This window comes from Streptomyces sp. NPDC059957 (genome assembly GCF_042730015.1).
Classification (GTDB): Bacteria; Actinomycetota; Actinomycetes; order Streptomycetales; family Streptomycetaceae; genus Streptomyces.
Map to the genome: position 1 here is coordinate 40,694 of NZ_JBHWMB010000014.1, position 17,270 is coordinate 57,963.

10 protein-coding genes are annotated in these 17,270 nt (G+C 73.9%); 7 read left to right on the forward strand and 3 right to left on the reverse strand.

Translation table 11 applies throughout. The features are described 5' to 3' along the window. Nucleotides 1–295: 295 nt before the first annotated feature. From ACFWBW_RS12190 to ACFWBW_RS12200, 3 genes are all read right to left on the reverse strand, one after another. Nucleotides 296–1,756: a glutamate synthase subunit beta gene (locus ACFWBW_RS12190; protein ID WP_385370895.1), complete on the reverse strand. Its 1,461-nt coding sequence runs from the start codon at nt 1,754–1,756 to the stop codon at nt 296–298. Then, the gene (gene gltB / locus ACFWBW_RS12195) at nt 1,749–6,290 is read right to left on the reverse strand and encodes a glutamate synthase large subunit (RefSeq protein WP_385371038.1); all 4,542 of its coding nucleotides are present in this window, start codon (nt 6,288–6,290) and stop codon (nt 1,749–1,751) included. The genes ACFWBW_RS12190 and gltB overlap by 8 nt, the downstream gene beginning before the upstream one ends. Nucleotides 6,291–6,668: 378 nt before the next feature. After that, on the reverse strand, nt 6,669–7,400 hold the full coding sequence (locus ACFWBW_RS12200; protein ID WP_385370897.1) for a VIT1/CCC1 transporter family protein: 732 nt from the start codon (nt 7,398–7,400) through the stop codon (nt 6,669–6,671). A 268-nt stretch (nt 7,401–7,668) separates the two neighbouring features. On the opposite strand from ACFWBW_RS12200, the gene ACFWBW_RS12205 reads away from it, so the two are divergent. The 7 genes from ACFWBW_RS12205 (at nt 7,669) to ACFWBW_RS12235 (ending at nt 17,127) form a co-directional block, all read left to right on the forward strand. Then, nucleotides 7,669–8,655 carry an ADP-ribosylglycohydrolase family protein gene (locus ACFWBW_RS12205; RefSeq protein WP_385370899.1) on the forward strand — a complete coding sequence of 329 codons (987 nt, stop codon included), beginning with the start codon at nt 7,669–7,671 and terminating at the stop codon, nt 8,653–8,655. Between the two features lie 710 nt (nt 8,656–9,365). After that, nucleotides 9,366–10,964, forward strand: coding sequence for an ADP-ribosylglycohydrolase family protein (locus ACFWBW_RS12210; RefSeq protein ID WP_385371041.1), 1,599 nt, complete (start codon nt 9,366–9,368; stop codon nt 10,962–10,964). Further along, a complete protein-coding gene (locus tag ACFWBW_RS12215; RefSeq protein WP_385370901.1) occupies nt 10,961–12,157 on the forward strand; it encodes an ADP-ribosylglycohydrolase family protein in 1,197 nt (398 codons plus the stop codon). The genes ACFWBW_RS12210 and ACFWBW_RS12215 overlap by 4 nt, the downstream gene beginning before the upstream one ends. A gap of 332 nt (nt 12,158–12,489) precedes the next feature. After that, nucleotides 12,490–14,103 carry an ADP-ribosylglycohydrolase family protein gene (locus tag ACFWBW_RS12220; protein ID WP_385371044.1) on the forward strand — a complete coding sequence of 538 codons (1,614 nt, stop codon included), beginning with the start codon at nt 12,490–12,492 and terminating at the stop codon, nt 14,101–14,103. Then, complete coding sequence (gene rbsK, locus ACFWBW_RS12225; protein WP_385370903.1) at nt 14,100–15,098, forward strand: ribokinase; 999 nt, start codon at nt 14,100–14,102, stop codon at nt 15,096–15,098. Before ACFWBW_RS12220 ends, rbsK begins: the two co-directional genes overlap by 4 nt. After that, nucleotides 15,095–16,309 carry a CaiB/BaiF CoA transferase family protein gene (locus tag ACFWBW_RS12230; protein WP_385370905.1) on the forward strand — a complete coding sequence of 405 codons (1,215 nt, stop codon included), beginning with the start codon at nt 15,095–15,097 and terminating at the stop codon, nt 16,307–16,309. Before rbsK ends, ACFWBW_RS12230 begins: the two co-directional genes overlap by 4 nt. Next, nucleotides 16,306–17,127 (forward strand): HpcH/HpaI aldolase/citrate lyase family protein, encoded by an 822-nt coding sequence (locus tag ACFWBW_RS12235; RefSeq protein ID WP_385370907.1) that lies wholly within the window; start codon nt 16,306–16,308, stop codon nt 17,125–17,127. The genes ACFWBW_RS12230 and ACFWBW_RS12235 overlap by 4 nt, the downstream gene beginning before the upstream one ends. The last annotated feature ends 143 nt before the right edge of the window (nt 17,128–17,270 follow it).

Sequence of the window (17,270 nt, forward strand, 5' to 3'; positions counted from 1 at the left end):
GGCCGGGGGTACTACGCAACCTCAATGACCACCCGACGGCCGGAGGCCGGCGCAGCCGGGCGAAGCCCGGGAGGCCGCCTGCGGCCGAGCGGTGCGCGAGCACGGCGTCCAGAAGGAGTCATGGCGGGCGCTGTGTCAAGTGCCGTACTTCGTTGTACGGACCGTATGAGGGGTCCCGGCCGGGGCCGGGGGTACTACGCAACCTCAATGACCACCCGACGGCCGGAGGCCGGCGCAGCCGGGCGAAGCCCGGGAGGCCGCCTGCGGCCGAGCGGTGCGAGCAGGGCGTCGAGAATCAGACGGTGATCGAGCGGTCCGTCGGCTTGACCGGGTACGGGAGGGCGCTGGTGCCGGTCAGGAAGCGGTCCACGCCGCGGGCGGCCGAGCGGCCTTCCGCGATGGCCCAGACGATGAGCGACTGGCCGCGGCCGGCGTCGCCGGCGACGAAGACGCCGTCGACGTTGGTCGCGTAGGAGGCGTCGCGCTCGATGTTGCCGCGGGCGTCCATCGCCAGGCCGAACTGCGCCGTGAGGCCGTTCTCCTGGTCGGTGCCGGTGAAGCCCATCGCCAGGGTGACCAGCTGCGCGGGGAGGACGCGCTCGGTGCCGGGCTTCTGGACGAGCTTGCCGTCCTCGAAGGCGACCTCGACAAGGTGGAGGGCCTTGACGTTGCCGTCCTCGTCGCCCTCGAAGTGGGTGGTGGAGACGGAGTAGATCCGCTCGCCGCCCTCCTCGTGAGCAGAGGTGACCTTGTACAGCATGGGGAACGTCGGCCAGGGCTGGCCGGTGGGCCGGTCCTCGGAGGGACGCGGCATGATCTCCAGCTGCGTGACCGAGGCCGCGCCCTGGCGGTGGGCGGTGCCCACGCAGTCCGCGCCGGTGTCGCCGCCGCCGATGACGACCACGTGCTTGCCCTCGGCCGTGATGGGGGGCGCCATGAAGTCGCCCTCCTGCACCTTGTTCGCGAGGGGGAGGTACTCCATCGCGAAGTGGATGCCGTTCAGGTCACGGCCCGGGACCGGGAGGTCGCGGGAGATCGTCGCGCCCGCCGCGATGACGACCGCGTCGAACCGCTTGCGCAGGTCGGTGGCGGTGATGTCGCGGCCGACCTCGATGCCGGTGCGGAACTTGGTGCCCTCCGCGCGCATCTGCTCGATGCGGCGGTTGATGTGCACCTTCTCCATCTTGAACTCGGGGATGCCGTAGCGCAGCAGCCCGCCGATGCGGTCGGCGCGCTCATACACGACCACGGTGTGGCCGGCCCGGGTCAGCTGCTGGGCCGCGGCGAGACCCGCCGGGCCGGAGCCGATGACCGCGGCGGTCTTGCCCGACAGGCGCTCGGGCGCCTGCGGGGTGACGTCGCCGTTGTCCCACGCCTTGTCGATGATCGAGACTTCGACGTTCTTGATGGTGACGGCCGGCTGGTTGATGCCGAGCACGCACGCCGACTCGCAGGGAGCCGGGCACAGCCGCCCGGTGAACTCCGGGAAGTTGTTCGTCGCGTGCAGACGCTCCGAAGCCGCGGTCCAGTCCTCGCGGTACGCGAAGTCGTTCCACTCGGGGATCAGGTTCCCGAGCGGGCAGCCGTTGTGGCAGAACGGGATGCCGCAGTCCATGCAGCGGCCGGCCTGCTTGCTGATGATCGGCAGCAGCGAGCCCGGAACGTAGACCTCGTTCCAGTCCTTGAGGCGCTCGGCCACAGGACGGGTGCAGGCGGTCTCGCGCGGGGTGGTGAGGAAGCCCTTCGGGTCAGCCATTGGTCGCCGCCTCCATCATCTTCTCCGTGGTCTCGGACTCGGAGAGTCCGGCGAGCTCAGCGGCGTCCTTGGCGGCGAGCACTGCCTTGTACGTGGTCGGGATGATCTTGCTGAAGCGGGCCGCCGAGGCGGTCCAGTCAGCCAGGAGCTTCGCGGCCACGGTCGAGCCGGTCTCCTCCTCGTGGCGGCGCACCACATCGTGCAGCCACTGGGAGTCGGTGTCGGAAAGGGCTTCGAGCGCGCCCGTGTTGCCGACGTTGACGTTGGCCGGGTCCAGGTCGATGACGTACGCGACGCCGCCCGACATGCCCGCCGCGAAGTTGCGGCCCGTCTCGCCGAGGACGACCGCGGTGCCGCCGGTCATGTACTCGCAGCCGTGGTCGCCCACGCCTTCCGAGACGACCAGGGCGCCGGAGTTGCGGACGCAGAAGCGCTCGCCGGTGCGGCCGCGCAGGAACAGCTCGCCGCCGGTGGCGCCGTAGCCGATCGTGTTGCCCGCGATGGTCGAGTACTCGGCCAGGTGGTCGGCGCCGCGGTCGGGACGGACCACGACGCGGCCGCCGGAGAGGCCCTTGCCGACGTAGTCGTTGGCGTCGCCCTCCAGGCGCAGGGTCACACCCTTCGGCAGGAAGGCGCCGAAGGACTGGCCGGCGGAGCCGGTGAAGGTCAGGTCGATGGTGTTGTCGGGCAGGCCCGCGCCACCGAACTTCTTCGTGACCTCGTGGCCGAGCATGGTGCCGACCGTGCGGTTGATGTTGCGGATCGCGACCTGGGCGCGGACCGGCTGCGCGGTCTCGGCCGAGTCGGCGTTCAGCGCGTCCGCGGCGAGGCGGATGAGCTCGTTGTCGAGCGCCTTCTCCAGACCGTGGTCCTGCTCGATCAGGGCGTGGCGGACCGCGCCCTCGGGCAGCTCCGGCACGTAGAAGAGCGGCTCCAGGTCGAGACCCTGCGCCTTCCAGTGCGTGACGGCCTTGCTGGTGTCGAGGAGCTCGGCGTGACCGACGGCCTCCTCGATCGTGCGGAAGCCCAGCTCGGCGAGGAGCTCGCGCACCTCCTCCGCGATGAACTCGAAGAAGTTGACGACGAACTCGGGCTTGCCGGAGAAGCGGTCGCGCAGGACCGGGTTCTGGGTGGCGATGCCCACCGGGCAGGTGTCCAGGTGGCAGACGCGCATCATGACGCAGCCGGAGACGACGAGCGGCGCGGTCGCGAAACCGAACTCCTCGGCGCCGAGCAGCGCGGCGATGATGACGTCGCGGCCGGTCTTGAGCTGGCCGTCCGTCTGGACCACGATGCGGTCGCGCAGCCCGTTGAGCAGCAGGGTCTGCTGGGTCTCGGCGAGGCCGAGCTCCCAGGGACCGCCCGCGTGCTTCAGCGAGGTGAGCGGGGAGGCGCCCGTACCGCCGTCGTGGCCGGAGATGAGGACGACGTCCGCGTGGGCCTTGGAGACACCGGCCGCGACCGTACCCACGCCGACCTCGGAGACCAGCTTCACGTGGATGCGGGCGACCGGGTTGGCGTTCTTGAGGTCGTGGATCAGCTGAGCCAGGTCCTCGATGGAGTAGATGTCGTGGTGCGGCGGCGGGGAGATCAGGCCGACACCCGGGGTGGAGTGCCGGGTCTTGGCGACCCACGGGTAGACCTTGTGGCCGGGCAGCTGGCCGCCCTCGCCGGGCTTGGCACCCTGCGCCATCTTGATCTGGATGTCGTCCGCGTTGACCAGGTACTCGCTCGTGACACCGAAGCGGCCGGAGGCGACCTGCTTGATGGAGGAGCGGCGCGCCGGGTCGTACAGGCGGTCCGGGTCCTCGCCGCCCTCACCGGTGTTGGACTTGGCGCCCAACTGGTTCATGGCGATGGCGAGGGTCTCGTGCGCCTCCTTGGAGATGGAGCCGTACGACATGGCGCCGGTGGAGAAGCGCTTGACGATGTCGGCGACCGACTCGACCTCGTCGATGGAGATCGACGGCCGGTCTTCGGTCTTGAACCCGAACAGGCCGCGGAGCGTCATCAGGCGCTCGGACTGCTCGTTCACCCGGTCCGTGTACTGCTTGAAGATGTCGTACCGGCGGTTGCGCGTGGCGTGCTGCAGGCGGAAGACCGTGTCCGGGTCGAACAGGTGCGGCTCGCCCTCGCGGCGCCACTGGTACTCGCCGCCGATCTCCAGCGCGCGGTGCGTGGCCGCGATGCCGGAGGCCGGGTACGCCTTGGTGTGGCGCGCGGCCACCTCCTTGGCGATGACGTCCAGGCCGGCGCCGCCGATCTTGGTGGCGGTGCCCGCGAAGTACGCCGCGACGAACTCCTCGTTCAGGCCGACGGCCTCGAAGACCTGCGCGCCGCGGTAGGAGGCGACGGTGGAGATGCCCATCTTGGACATGACCTTCAGGACGCCCTTGCCGAGCGCGTAGATCAGGTTCTTGATGGCCTGCTCAGGCTCGAGGCCGGACAGGAAGGTACCGGCGCTCAGGAGGTCCTCGACGGACTCCATGGCGAGGTACGGGTTGACCGCGGCCGCGCCGTAGCCGATGAGGAGCGCGACGTGGTGGACCTCGCGGACGTCGCCGGCCTCGACCAGCAGACCCACCTGGGTGCGCTGCTTGGTGGCGATGAGGTGGTGGTGCACGGCCGAGGTGAGCAGCAGCGACGGGATCGGCGCGTGCTCGGCGTCGGAGTGACGGTCCGAGAGGACGATCAGGTGCGCGCCGTTCTCGATGGCCGCGTCGACCTCGCCGCGGATCTCCTCCAGGCGGGCGGCCAGCGCCGCGCCGCCGCCGGAGACCCGGTACAGGCCCGAGAGGGTGGCGGCCTTCATGCCCGGCATGTCGCCGTCGGCGTTGACGTGGATGAGCTTGGCCAGCTCGTCGTTGTCGATCACCGGGAACGGCAGGGTGACGCTGCGGCAGGAGGCGGCGGTCGGCTCCAGCAGGTTGCCCTGCGGGCCGAGCGAGGACAGCAGCGAGGTGACGAGCTCCTCGCGGATGGCGTCCAGCGGCGGGTTGGTGACCTGCGCGAAGAGCTGGGTGAAGTAGTCGAAGAGCAGCCGGGGGCGCTCGGACAGGGCCGCGATCGGGGAGTCCGTGCCCATGGAGCCGAGCGGCTCGCCGGCGCTGCGGGCCATCGGCGCGAGGATGACGCGGAGCTCTTCCTCGGTGTAGCCGAAGGTCTGCTGGCGACGGGTGACCGAGGCGTGGGTGTGCACGATGTGCTCACGCTCGGGCAGGTCCGTCAGCTCGATCTCGCCCGTCTCCAGCCATTCGGCGTACGGGTGCTCCGCGGCCAGCGCGTCCTTGATCTCGTCGTCTTCGATGATCCGCTTCTGGGCGGTGTCGACGAGGAACATCTTGCCGGGCTGCAGGCGGCCCTTGCGGACGACCTTGGCCGGGTCGATGTCCAGGACGCCGACCTCGGAGGAGAGCACGACGAAGTCGTCGTCGGTGACCCAGTAGCGGCCGGGGCGCAGACCGTTGCGGTCGAGGACCGCGCCGACCTGGGTGCCGTCGGTGAAGGTGACGCAGGCGGGGCCGTCCCACGGCTCCATCTGCGTGGAGTGGTACTTGTAGAACGCGCGGCGGGCCGGCGACATGGAGGTGTGGTTCTCCCACGCCTCCGGGATCATCATCAGCACGCTGTGCGGGAGGGACCGGCCGCCGAGGTGGAGCAGCTCCAGGACCTCGTCGAAGGAGGCCGAGTCGGAGGCGTCCGGGGTGCAGATCGGGAAGATGCGCTCGAGGGCGCCCTCGCCGAAGAGGCCGGAGGCCAGCTGGGACTCGCGGGCCCGCATCCAGTTCCGGTTGCCCTTGACCGTGTTGATCTCGCCGTTGTGCGCGACGAAGCGGTACGGGTGGGCCAGCGGCCACGACGGGAAGGTGTTCGTCGAGAACCGGGAGTGGACCAGGGCGATCGCGGAGGCGAAGCGACGGTCCGAGAGGTCCGGGAAGAAGGGCTCCAGCTGGCCGGTGGTCAGCATGCCCTTGTAGACGATCGTGCGGGCGGAGAGCGACGGGAAGTAGACCCCGGCCTCGCGCTCGGCGCGCTTGCGCAGCACGAAGGCCTTGCGGTCCAGCTCGATCCCGCTCGTCCCGTTGCTCACGAAGAGCTGCGAGAAGGCCGGCATGGTGGCGCGGGCGCCGTTGCCGAGCAGGTCGGGGGTGACCGGAACCTCGCGCCAGCCGAGAACCGTGAGGTTCTCCTCGGCGGCGATGGCCTCGATCTGCTCCACGGCGACGGCCTGTGCGGTGCCGTCGGCGGGGAGGAAGGCGATGCCGACGGCGTACGCGCCGGCCTCGGGGAGGTCGAAACCGGCCACGTCGCGCAGGAACGCGTCCGGGACCTGGGAGAGGATGCCGGCGCCGTCGCCCGAGTCGGGCTCGGATCCGGTGGCGCCTCGGTGCTCGAGGTTCCGCAATACGGTCAGCGCCTGCTCGACCAGCGTGTGGCTGGCCTCGCCGGTGAGGTTGGCCACAAAGCCGACGCCACAGGCGTCGTGCTCGTTGCGCGGGTCGTACATGCCCTGCTGGGCGGGGCGACCGTCCATGGGCGACCAGGCGGTGTTGCTGAGGCCGGTCGCGGAGTGCGTGGATGCGGAACGCATCGGCTCTCCCGTCGTCGTCGTGGCATATGTGCATAGCCGAGGGACGACGTTGGCCCTCTGCGAAATTTCGTGCAGATTACATGATGACGACAATCCCGCGAAGCGGATATGTCGTTCCAGCATGCGGACACTGCACGGAGCAGGCAAGAGGGGACTTTCGCGGGTGTCCTGCAATCGGGACACGGGTCGAAGGTCCCGGGAGAGGGGCGGGCCTCATTGCCCGGCGCCCAGGGTCTGATTGCCCGGCGGACACGGGATCGAAACCGCCGAGTAACTGACTACTTATGTTGCCTACTGCATAGTGTCTCACTCCCTGCACGGTCAGCCTACGGCTCCGCCGATCCAGGTTCCCAGGATGTACGTCACACCCGCGGCCGCGCCACCCAGGACGAGCTGGCGCATTCCGCTGTACCACCAGGACCGGGCCGTGACCCGGGAGACCACCGCGCCGCAGAGGAAGAGCCCCACCAGGGCCGCGAGCACCGCGGGCCACAGGACGGTCACACCGAGCAGGTAGGGCAGCAGCGGGACGAGCGCGCCGAGCGCGAACGATCCGAAGGAGGACACGGCCGCGACCATCGGCGACGGCAGGTCGTCCGGGTCGATCCCGAGCTCCTCGCGGGCGTGGATCTCCAGCGCCTGCTCCGGGTCGCGGGAGAGCTGCATGGCGACCTCTCGGGCCAGCGCCGGCTCGACGCCGCGCGAGACGTAGAGCTCGGCCAGCTCCTCCATCTCGTCGATCGGGTGCTTGCGCAACTGCTGGCGCTCTATGTCCAGTTCGGCGAGCACGAGCTCGCGCTGCGAGGCGACCGAGGTGTACTCCCCCGCCGCCATGGAGAAGGCGCCGGCGGCGAGGCCGGCCAGGCCGGTGACGACGATCACGTGCGGGGCGACGGCGCCGCCGGCCACACCGGTCATCAGCGCGAGGTTGGAGACGAGCCCGTCCATCGCGCCGAAGACCGCCGGGCGCAGCCATCCGCCGTTGACGTCACGGTGGGTGTGGTTGTCGCGGTGGGCGGTGTGAAGCGGTGCTTCGATATCGATGATGGACATACCGGCTATCTCCCCTTTTGTACGAGTGGGTGCACAGAGCTGTGCCATGGACGACGCGCGGACACCCACTCCCCCTGAACTCCTCGAAACTACGCACGATTTTTGCCGCCCGCCAGCAAGGAAGGCCGTACTTACCTGGGGTTTTGGGGATCGGCGACCGGGTGACGGCGGCCCGCAGCGGGTGTTTCGCGACGAGCGACAAACCACATGCCATGGCACAAATCCCCCAAGGGCTCAATATGAGTCCCATCAAGTGGAGAGGCGCGCCATGGAGCTGATTGCATGCAATCCGCAGGTCCTCCTCGAACGGGCCCGGGGCGCTCTTCTCGGACTCGCGGTGGGTGACGCGCTCGGCGCCCCCGCGGAGAACATGAAGCCCTCGGAGATCCGGGCGAAGTGGGGCCGGATCGAGGGCTTCGTCTCGGACGACCCGGCGGGCACGGACGATACGGAGTACGCGATCTTCTCGGGCCTGCTGCTGGCCCGCCACGGGTCGGCGCTTACGGTCGCCCACGTCGAACGGGCGTGGCACCACTGGATCGCGGACCTGGACGAAGGCCCCTTCCGCGGCGCGGGCTTCTCGGAACGCGGCACCCTGGAGAACCTCCGCCGGGGTCTGGCGGCCCCCATCTCCGCCCAGCACCGGCACGCCTGGTCGGACGGTCTGGCCATGCGGGCGGCCCCCTTCGGCGTCTTCGCGGCGGGCCGCCCGGCCGAAGCCGCCCGGCTCGTCGCCATCGACGGCTGCGTCAGCCACGACGGCGAGGGCATCTACGGCGGCCAGGCCGTCGCGGCCGGGGTCGCGGCGGCGATGGCCGGGGGCTCCGCGGCCTCCGTCATCTCGGCGGCCCTCTCCGTCATCCCCTCGGACTCCTGGACGGCCCGCTCCCTGCGCCGGGCCGTGACGGCCGCCCCGCGCGGCGAGCGGGCGGTCCGCTCGGCGGTGGTCATCGGCGGCTACCCCTGGACCGACCTGGCCCCCGAGGCGGTCGGCCTCGCCTTCGGCGCGTTCGCCGCGTGCGGCGGCGACTTCGCCTCCTCCGTCCTCATGGCGGTCAACATGGGCCGCGACGCGGACACCACGGCGGCCGTCGCGGGCGCGCTCGCCGGCGCGGTGTCCGGCGCCCCCGCCATCCCGGCCGCCTGGTCCTCGGCGATCGGCCCGGTCCGCGGAAGCTGCCTCCCCTCGATGCGCGGTTACCACGTCCTGGACATCGCGGACCTCCTCACCCCGGAAACCGAGACCCCCCGATGACCCTGACCCCGACGCCCCCCTCCCCTGCGCCCGCCTCCCTGACGCCCGCACCCCCTACGCCCGCCTCCCTGACGCGCGCACCCCTCCAGCCGGACACCCCACCCCTGGAAGGCCCCACCCTGACCGAGCCACCCCCACAGGACACCACCGCCACCGAGCGGGAGCCTCAGGACGGCACCCGGCCGAACCGGACCCCGGAAGGCCACACCCTCGCCGAGCCTCACCGTCGGCTCGACTCCCCGCCCGGGCCGCCCCTCCCGGGCACTGGTGCACAGTCCGCCGCCGCCGTACGCGGTGCGGCCGCCCCGGAGGTGGCAGGGCTACCGGATCCGGCAGCCGCCCGGGAAGCGCCCGGGGAGCAGGGCGTGCCCATCGCCGGGGAGGGCGTGCACGTGGCCGGGGAGCCGGGCGTGCACGTGGCCGGAGGGCCGGGCGTGCCCATCGCCGGGGAGCAGGGCGTGCACGTGCGCGGGGAGCAGGGCGTGCACGTCGCCGCGGGGCCGGGCGTGCACGTGCGCGGGGAGCAGGGCATGCACGTGCCCGGGGAGCAGGGCGTGCACGTCGCCGCGGGCGGCCGGCCCGAATCGGCCCGGGGCCCGGGTGCGCCGGCGCCCGCGTTCCTTCGCGCCGCCACCGCGGTACGGAGCGACGCCGCCACCGGGCCCGCGGCGCAGTCGGTCACGGCCGCGCCGGTCCGGGGGCCCGGGGGCCTGCCCCCGGTTTCGGGAAGGGGCGGGTACGGGGAGAGTCCCACCGCCCCGCAGCCGCCCGCCGCGGGGTCCGACGCCCCGCCACAGGACACGCAGGCCCGTACCGCCGGTCCGGTGCACACCCCCGGCCGGGGAGCCCGGTACCGCACCCCGCCCCCGAACGGGAGTCCCTCCGGGCAGGACGCCCCGGCGGCCGGCGCCACGAGCGGGGCCGCGCAGCCCCGTACCGCCCCGGCGGAAGCCGCGCGCGGCCCGCTCACCGCCCCAACGGGCACAGCCCCGCCCCGGGCTTGGACCCCCGCCCCCGGCACCACGGCCCCCGCGCAGACCCCTGACACCCCGGCGGAAACCGTGCCCGGCCCGATCACCGCCCCGCGTGGCGCGCAGCCCCGTACGGCCACGGCCACGGCCACAACCACGGCGGCCCCCGAGGCCGCCCCCGCAGGGCCCCGCCGGATCGAAGGGCTGCTCCTCGGGCTCGCCGCCGGCGACGCCGCCGGGTGGCCCGCGGCCCGCCACCGGGCCAGCCGCATGCCCGAGTGGACCCGCCGCCTCACCCGCGAGCTCGACACCTTCGCCGAGCAGAACGCCACCACCACCCTCCCCGTCCCCATCGCCCTCAACCAGCCCCCGGAACCGCTCCGCCTCGGCCCCTCCGACGACGCCGAGTGGGCCGCCTTCGCCGCCGAGTCCGTCCTCACCGCCGCCGGCGTGCTGCTCAGCGACCTCTCCCGGTCCCGCCGCATGCGCGCCGCCATCGACCTGGCCTGGAACGCCCTGGCCAGCGAGGTCGCCGCGGCAGCGGAACGCGCGCCCGAGGTCGAGTCCGCCGTCCTGCCGCTGCGTGCCCGGATCTCCGTCCGCGCCGGCCTCGGCAACCTCGCCGCCGGTCTGCGCCCGCCCGCCACCGGCCACGACAACCCGCACTACTTCGACGACGCCGCCTGCATCCGGGCCTGCGTCCTCGCCGTCGTCCATCCCGGGGATCCCGAGGCCGCCGCGGACCTCGCCGAGTTCGACGCCCGCTACACCCAGGACGGCGACGGGGTCCACGGCGCCCGCGCCATGGCCGCCGCCATCGCCACCGCCCTCGCGAGTACGGGAACCTGCACCGCCTCCGACACCGACGCCGCCGTCGACGCCGCCCTGGCGCAGCTCCCGGAGTCCACCGAGATCGGCCGCAACGCCCGGCACGCGGTGAAACTCGCCCGCGCCGAGACGACCGGCGGAGCCTTCGCCATCGTCCCGCTCCTGGAGCACCAGATCGTCGACCACGTCTACAGCTACGGGATCGCCGCCGCGGAGACCGTCCCCGTGGCCCTCGCCCTCGCCACCGCCGCCCGCGGCCGGGTCGGCGAGGCGGTCCCGGCCGCCGCCTGCCTGTCGCGCGTCGCGGACTCCGCCCCCGCCCTCGCCGGCGCCCTGACCGGCGCGCTCGGCGGCGGCGACTCGCTCCCCGCCGCCTGGCGCGAAGCGTGCCGCACCCTCTCCGGCTGCGCCCTCCCCCGCCTCGCGGGCACCGACCTCGTCGAACTGGCCGCGCTGCTCACCCGTACGGAACTCACCTCACCCAAGCCCCAAGGAAAGCCCCGGACATGACGACCCTGACCCCCGTGGACCCGACCCCCACCCCCCACACCCACACCACCTCCCCCACCCTGGACGACCGGATCACCGGAGCCCTCGTCGGCGCGGCCGTCGCCGACGCGCTGGGCGGCCCGGTGGAGGGCTGGACCCCGGAACAGATCGTGGAGCGGCACGGCGGCCGGGTGCGCGGCATCGTCGGCCCGTGGCACGAGGACTGGCGTACGGCCCGCCCGATCGCGCCGTACCACAAGGGCGACGGCCACGTCACCGACGACACCCTGATGACGCACGCGCTGGTACGGGTCTACGCGGCCGTACGGGACCACCTGGACGCGTACGCGGTCGCCGAGCACATGGTGCCGGACCTGATGACGGTCCCCCGCTGGATCCCGGAACTGGAGGCGGACGCCCTCCCCCTCCAGCGGATCTTCCTCGCCGAGAAGTGGATCGTGACCCGGCTGCACTACGCGCACGCGGACCCGCGGGAGGCGGGCAACGGCAACATCGTCAACTGCGGCGCGGCGATGTACATGGCGCCGGTCGGCCTCGTCAACGCGGGCAATCCGGCCGGGGCGTACGCGGAGGCGCTGGACGTCACGGGCGCGCACCAGTCCTCGTACGGGCGGGAGGCGGCGGGCGTGTTCGCGGCGGCGGTGGCAGCAGCCTGCGTACCGGGTGCGACGGCCGCCGGTGTCGTCGACACCGCCCTCTCCCTGGCCAAGGACGGCACCCGCGCGGCCATCGAGGCGGTGTGCGAAGTCGCCGCCCGCCACCGGGACTTCGAGTCGGCGCTGGCCCCCCTGCGGGCGGCGGTCGCCCCGTACGACTCGGTCGGCCCGGACTACCGCACGCCGTCCCTGGGCGCACGCCGCCCCTCCCGCCTCCATTCCATCGAGGAACTCCCGGTGGCGCTGGGCATGTTGCTCGTCGGCGACGGATGCTACGAGACCTCCGTGCTCGGTGCGGTCAACTACGGCCGGGACTGCGACTCCATCGCGACCATGGCCGGCGCGATCGCGGGCGCCCTGTCGGGCGGGGCGGCGGTCCCGCCCGCCTGGGCGGACCGGGTCGCGGAGGCCAGCCGCCTGGACCTGCGCGAACCGGCCGTTTCGCTGGCCGCGGTGACCCGGGAGGTCTTCGCCCGCGACCGTTCGCGCCGCCGCGCCCACGAAGCCGCCTTCGCAGCCCTGACGGCCCCCCGATGACTCCTGCCTCCGCGACCCCGGCCCGGGGTCCGGCCCCGACGCCGGGCGTCCCGGCCCTGGGCACGCGCGCGGCCCCGGGCACCCACGGAGCCACGGGAGCCGCGACCCGCGGCCCGGCCCGGGCCGGGGGCGAGACTTCCCCCACCCCGCCCCTTCCCGAAACCGGGGGCACGCCCCCGGCCCCCGGACCGCGCCTGCCCGCCCCGGACGGCACGGCGGCCCAACCGCCCGGCTCTGGCCGGCCCGGCTCTGGCCCGGACCCCGACCGCCAGGGCCCGCCCGACTCCGGCCGGCGCGACTCCCGCCCGCCCGACTCCGGTCCGGACGCCGCTCTGCCCGGTCGCGGCGCGGTCCGGCTGACCTGGGTTCAGCCCGAGGACCTGGTCGGGCACGAGTTCCGGCAGGCCGCCGAGGATGGCCGGGCCGAGGCCGCGGAGCCGCTGCTGCGGGTCTGGCTCGCGGCGGGCGGCCACCTCGCGCCCGCCCGGGCGGGCGCTTCGCCCGTCCCGGCGCCACCGGAACTCCGAGCCCTGGCCACCGACCTCCTGACGGCCCTCGCGGTCCTCCCGCACCCCACACCCGACGCGGAACAGGCCCCCTGGGCCGCCCCCGGCACGGACGGCTCCGCAGACCCGGGGTCCAGGGGCTTGCCCCTGGTTTCGGGAAGGGGCGGGGTGGGGGAACCCTCCCCCACCACCGACGGGCTCCACACCCCGGCTCACGGAACCCCGAGCGCACCCGGATCCACCGAAACCGGCTACGGGTCCGCAGATCCAGGCCCCGGCACAAGCGCAAGCACAGGCACAGCCACAGGCACAGCCACAGCCACATGCACAGGCACAGGCACAGCCCCCGGCCCGGCCCCCGCCCACGACCCCGCCCTGCGCCGCAGGCTGGAGGCCGCCTGGCTCGGGCGGGCCGTCGGGTGTGTGCTCGGGAAGCCCGTGGAGAAGCTGCCCCTGCACGGGATCCGGGCCCTGGCCCGGGCCGCCGGGAACTGGCCGCTCGGCGACTGGTTCACCGAGCGCGGGGTACCACCGGAGGTGCTCGCCGCCCACCCCTGGAACCGCCGCTCCGCGCCCACCTCCCTCGCCGAGAACATCGACGGCGCCCCCGAGGACGACGACCTCAACTACCCCCTCCTCGGCCTGCTCCTGCTCCAGCGCCACGGCAAGGGCTTCACCACCGCCGATGTCGGCCGGCTCTGGCTCGACGAGCTCCCGGCCGGCCGGACGTTCACCGCCGAGCGGGTCGCGTACCGCAATCTGCTGCAAGGGCTGGAGCCCCCCGCCACCGCCACCCACCACAACCCCTTCCGCGAATGGATCGGCGCCCTGATCCGCGCCGACGTCCACGGCTGGACCAACCCGGGCGCCCCGGCCGCCGCCGCGGCCCAGGCCCACCGGGACGCCGCCCTCACCCACACCGGCAACGGCGTGCACGCCGCCACGTTCGTGGCCGCCGCCACCGCCACCGCGGCCACCGGGCGGGCCGACGTGCACACCGCGCTGCGGGCCGGCCTGGCCGTCGTACCGCCCCGTTCCCGCCTCGCCGAGGCCGTCCGCTTCGGGATCCGGGCGGCATCGGACGCGCGGAGCACCGCCGCCGGCTTCGATACCGTCGTGGACCTGCTCCACGCCCGCTACGGCCACTACCACTGGGTCCACGCCGTCCCCAACACCGCCGTGATCGCCGCCGCCCTCACCCACGCCGACGGGGATTTCACCCACTCCGTGTGCCGCGCCGTCTCCGGCGGCTGGGACACCGACTCCAACGGCGCCACCGCGGGCGCCCTCGCCGGACTGGTCGCCGGTTCCCCCGACGCCATCCCGCACCGCTGGACCGCCCCGCTGAAGAACCGCCTCGCCACCAGCGTCCCCGGCTTCGACGGCATCGGCTTCGACACCCTCGCCCACCTCACCGCACAGGAGGCAGCCCGCTCATGACGGCCATCGCCGTGCTCGGCAGTACCAACATGGACCTCGTCGCCTACGTCGCCAAGGCTCCCCGCCTCGGGGAGACCGTCACCGGCCGCTCCTTCCGCACCGTCCCCGGCGGCAAGGGTGCCAACCAGGCCGTCGCCGCCGCCCGTTCGGGCGGGGAGGTGGTGATGATCGGCGCCGTCGGGGCCGACGAGTTCGGCGTACGGCTGCGCTCCGCGCTCACCGGAGCCGGGGTCGGGACGGCGGCCCTGCGCACCGTCGAGGGCGCCAGCGGCACCGCGCACATCACCGTGGACGACGAGGGCGGCAACAGCATCATCGTCATCCCCGGCGCCAACGCCCGCGTCACCTCCCTGGAACCGGGCGACGCCGCCCGCATCGGCTCCGCCGACTCCTTGCTCCTCCAGCTCGAACTGCCCCTGGAGGCCGTGCTCGCGGGCGCGCTGACCGCCCGCGCCCACGGCGTCCGGACCATCCTCACCCCGGCCCCCACCCAGCCCCTGCCGGCCGAACTCCTCGCCGCCACCGACCTGTTGGTCCCCAACGAGCACGAGGCCGCCGCCCTCACCGGACTCACCGACGTCCACCTGGCCGCGGCGGCCCTGCTCCAGGACGTGCCGGAGGTGGTCGTCACCCTCGGCGCGGCCGGGGTGCTGTACGCCGCCCGCGGCCGCGAGCCGCTCACCGTGCCCGCGCCACGCGTGCGGGCCGTGGACACCACCGCCGCCGGAGACACCTTCGTCGGCGCGCTCGCCGTGGCCCTGGGCGAGGGCCGGCCGATGCCCGAGGCCCTGCGGTGGGCTTCGGCGGCCGCCGCGCTGTCCGTGCAGCTCCCGGGCGCCCAGGACTCGATGCCCACCCGCGCCCAGACCGACGCCTTCGCCCTGTCCGGGCCCGAACCCGCCCCCGCCGCCGGGCTCGCCCCCCGGCCCGATGCCCCGCCCGGACCCGGCACCGGCGCCCCCCGGCCCGACGACGGCTCGGGAGCGGCCTCGTGAACACCACCGACCGGGACACCGCCGCCGCCCCGCCCCTGCGCGGGCTCCGCGTCCTCGACCTCGCCACCCTCTTCGCCGGTCCCCTCGCCGCCACCCTCCTCGGCGACTTCGGCGCCGAGGTCGTCAAGGTCGAGCACCCGACCCGCCCCGACCCCTCGCGCGGCCACGGCCCCGCCAAGGACGGCATCGGCCTCTGGTGGAAGCTGCTCGGCCGCAACAAGCGGACGATGACCCTCGACCTGTCCACGCCCGGTGGCCGCGACACCCTGCTGCGCCTGGTCGCCACGGCCGACGTGGTGATCGAGAACTTCCGCCCCGGAACCCTGGAGCGCTGGGGTCTGGGCTGGCCCGAGCTGTCCGCCGCGAACCCGCGGCTGATCCTGACCCGCGTGACGGCCTTCGGCCAGGAGGGCCCGTACGCCCACCGCCCCGGCTTCGGCACCCTCGCGGAGGCGATGAGCGGTTTCGCGGCGATCACCGGGGAGCCGGAGGGTCCGCCGACCCTGCCGCCGTTCGGGCTCGCGGACTCGATCGCCGCGCTGACCACCGCGTACGCCGTGATGGCGGCGCTCGCCGGGCGCGACCGCACCGGGCACGGGCAGGTGGTGGACCTCGCGATCATCGAGCCGATCCTGACCGTCCTCGGGCCGCACCCGCTCTGGTACGACCAGCTCGGCTACGTCCAGCCGCGCACCGGCAACCGTTCCACCAACAACGCGCCCCGCAACACCTACCGCAGCCTGGACGGCCGCTGGCTGGCGGTCTCCACCTCGGCCCAGTCCATCGCCGAGCGCGTGATGCGGCTCGTGGGACGGCCCGAGCTGATCTCCGAGCCATGGTTCGCGACGGGCTCCGGCCGGGCCGGCCACGCGGACGTGCTCGACGAGGCGGTCGGCGGCTGGATCGCCCGGCACAAGGCGGACGAGGTGACGGCCGCCTTCGAGGAGGCCGAGGCCGCGGTCGCGCTGGTCTACGACGTACGGGACGTCATGGACGATCCGCAGTACGCGGCCCTCGACACGATCACCGAGGTCGAGGACCCGGAACTGGGCCCGATCCGCATGCAGAACGTCCTCTTCCGGCTCTCGGACACCCCGGGCTCGATCCGCTGGGCGGGCCGCCCGCACGGGGCCGACACCGATGCCGTCCTCGCCGAGATCGGCCTCTCCCCGGCCGAGATCGCCGCTCTCCGCACGGAGGGAGTCCTGTGATCCTGACCTGGCTCTACGTACCCGGCGACCGACCGGAGGTGGTGTCCAAGGCCCTGCACGCCGGGGCCGACGCCGTCATCGTGGACCTGGAGGACGCCGTATCGGCCTCCCGCAAGGAGTACGCCCGCCGCGCCACCGCCGAACTGCTCGGCGGCGGGCACCCGGTACCGGTCCACGTCCGCGTCAACGCCCTGGACTCCCCCTGGGGCGGCGCCGACCTCAGCGCACTCGGCGGGCTCCAGGGCCTCGCCGGACTGCGCCTGCCCAAGATCTCCTCGCCGGAGCAGATCGTCGCCACCGCCGACCGCACCCCCGGGGTGGCCCTGTACGCCCTGCTGGAATCGGCGATCGGCGTGGAACGGGCCTACGAGATCGCCCGCGCGCACCCCGCCCTGCGCGGGCTGTCCCTGGGCGAGGCGGACCTGCGGGCCGACCTGGGCGTCACCGCGGAGTCGGGCCTGGACTGGCCGCGCTCCCGGGTGGTGGTCGCGGCCCGCGCGGCCGGGCTGGCGCCGCCGGCCCAGTCGGTGTTCCCCGACATCCGGGACCTGGAGGCGCTTGCGGCCTCCTGCGCCCGGGGCCGGGCCCTCGGCTTCCTGGGGCGCGCGGCGATCCACCCGCGCCAGCTCCCGGTGATCGAGCGGGCCTACCTGCCCGGCCCGGCGGAGGTCAGCGCCGCCGAGGAGATCGTGGCCGCGGCCCGCCGCACCCCGGGCGCGGTGGCCCTCCCGGACGGCCGCTTCGTCGACCCGGCGATGCTGGCGGGCGCGGAACGGATCGTGGCCCTCTCCCGCCGCGACGCGCCGGTCCTCTCCTGAGCCGCGGACGCGCGGCCCGCGCCGGGGAACCGTACGTGCGCCCGCCACCCGGCGGACGTGCCGTGGAACGCGAAACGGGAGGGGGGGGCGGGGGGGGGGTTCGGGGGCCCCCCCCCGCGAGCGGCGCCGCACCCGGGGGACAA

Bases quoted from the DNA above. Each gene is read 5' to 3' on its own strand.
- ACFWBW_RS12200 (WP_385370897.1), bottom strand. From the start codon at position 7,400: ATGTCCATCATCGATATCGAAGCACCGCTTCACACCGCCCACCGCGAC.
- rbsK (WP_385370903.1), top strand. From the start codon at position 14,100: ATGACGGCCATCGCCGTGCTCGGCAGTACCAACATGGACCTCGTCGCC.
- ACFWBW_RS12205 (WP_385370899.1), top strand. From the start codon at position 7,669: ATGGAGCTGATTGCATGCAATCCGCAGGTCCTCCTCGAACGGGCCCGG.
- gltB (WP_385371038.1), bottom strand. From the start codon at position 6,290: ATGGACGGTCGCCCCGCCCAGCAGGGCATGTACGACCCGCGCAACGAG.
- ACFWBW_RS12215 (WP_385370901.1), top strand. From the start codon at position 10,961: ATGACGACCCTGACCCCCGTGGACCCGACCCCCACCCCCCACACCCAC.
- ACFWBW_RS12190 (WP_385370895.1), bottom strand. From the start codon at position 1,756: ATGGCTGACCCGAAGGGCTTCCTCACCACCCCGCGCGAGACCGCCTGC.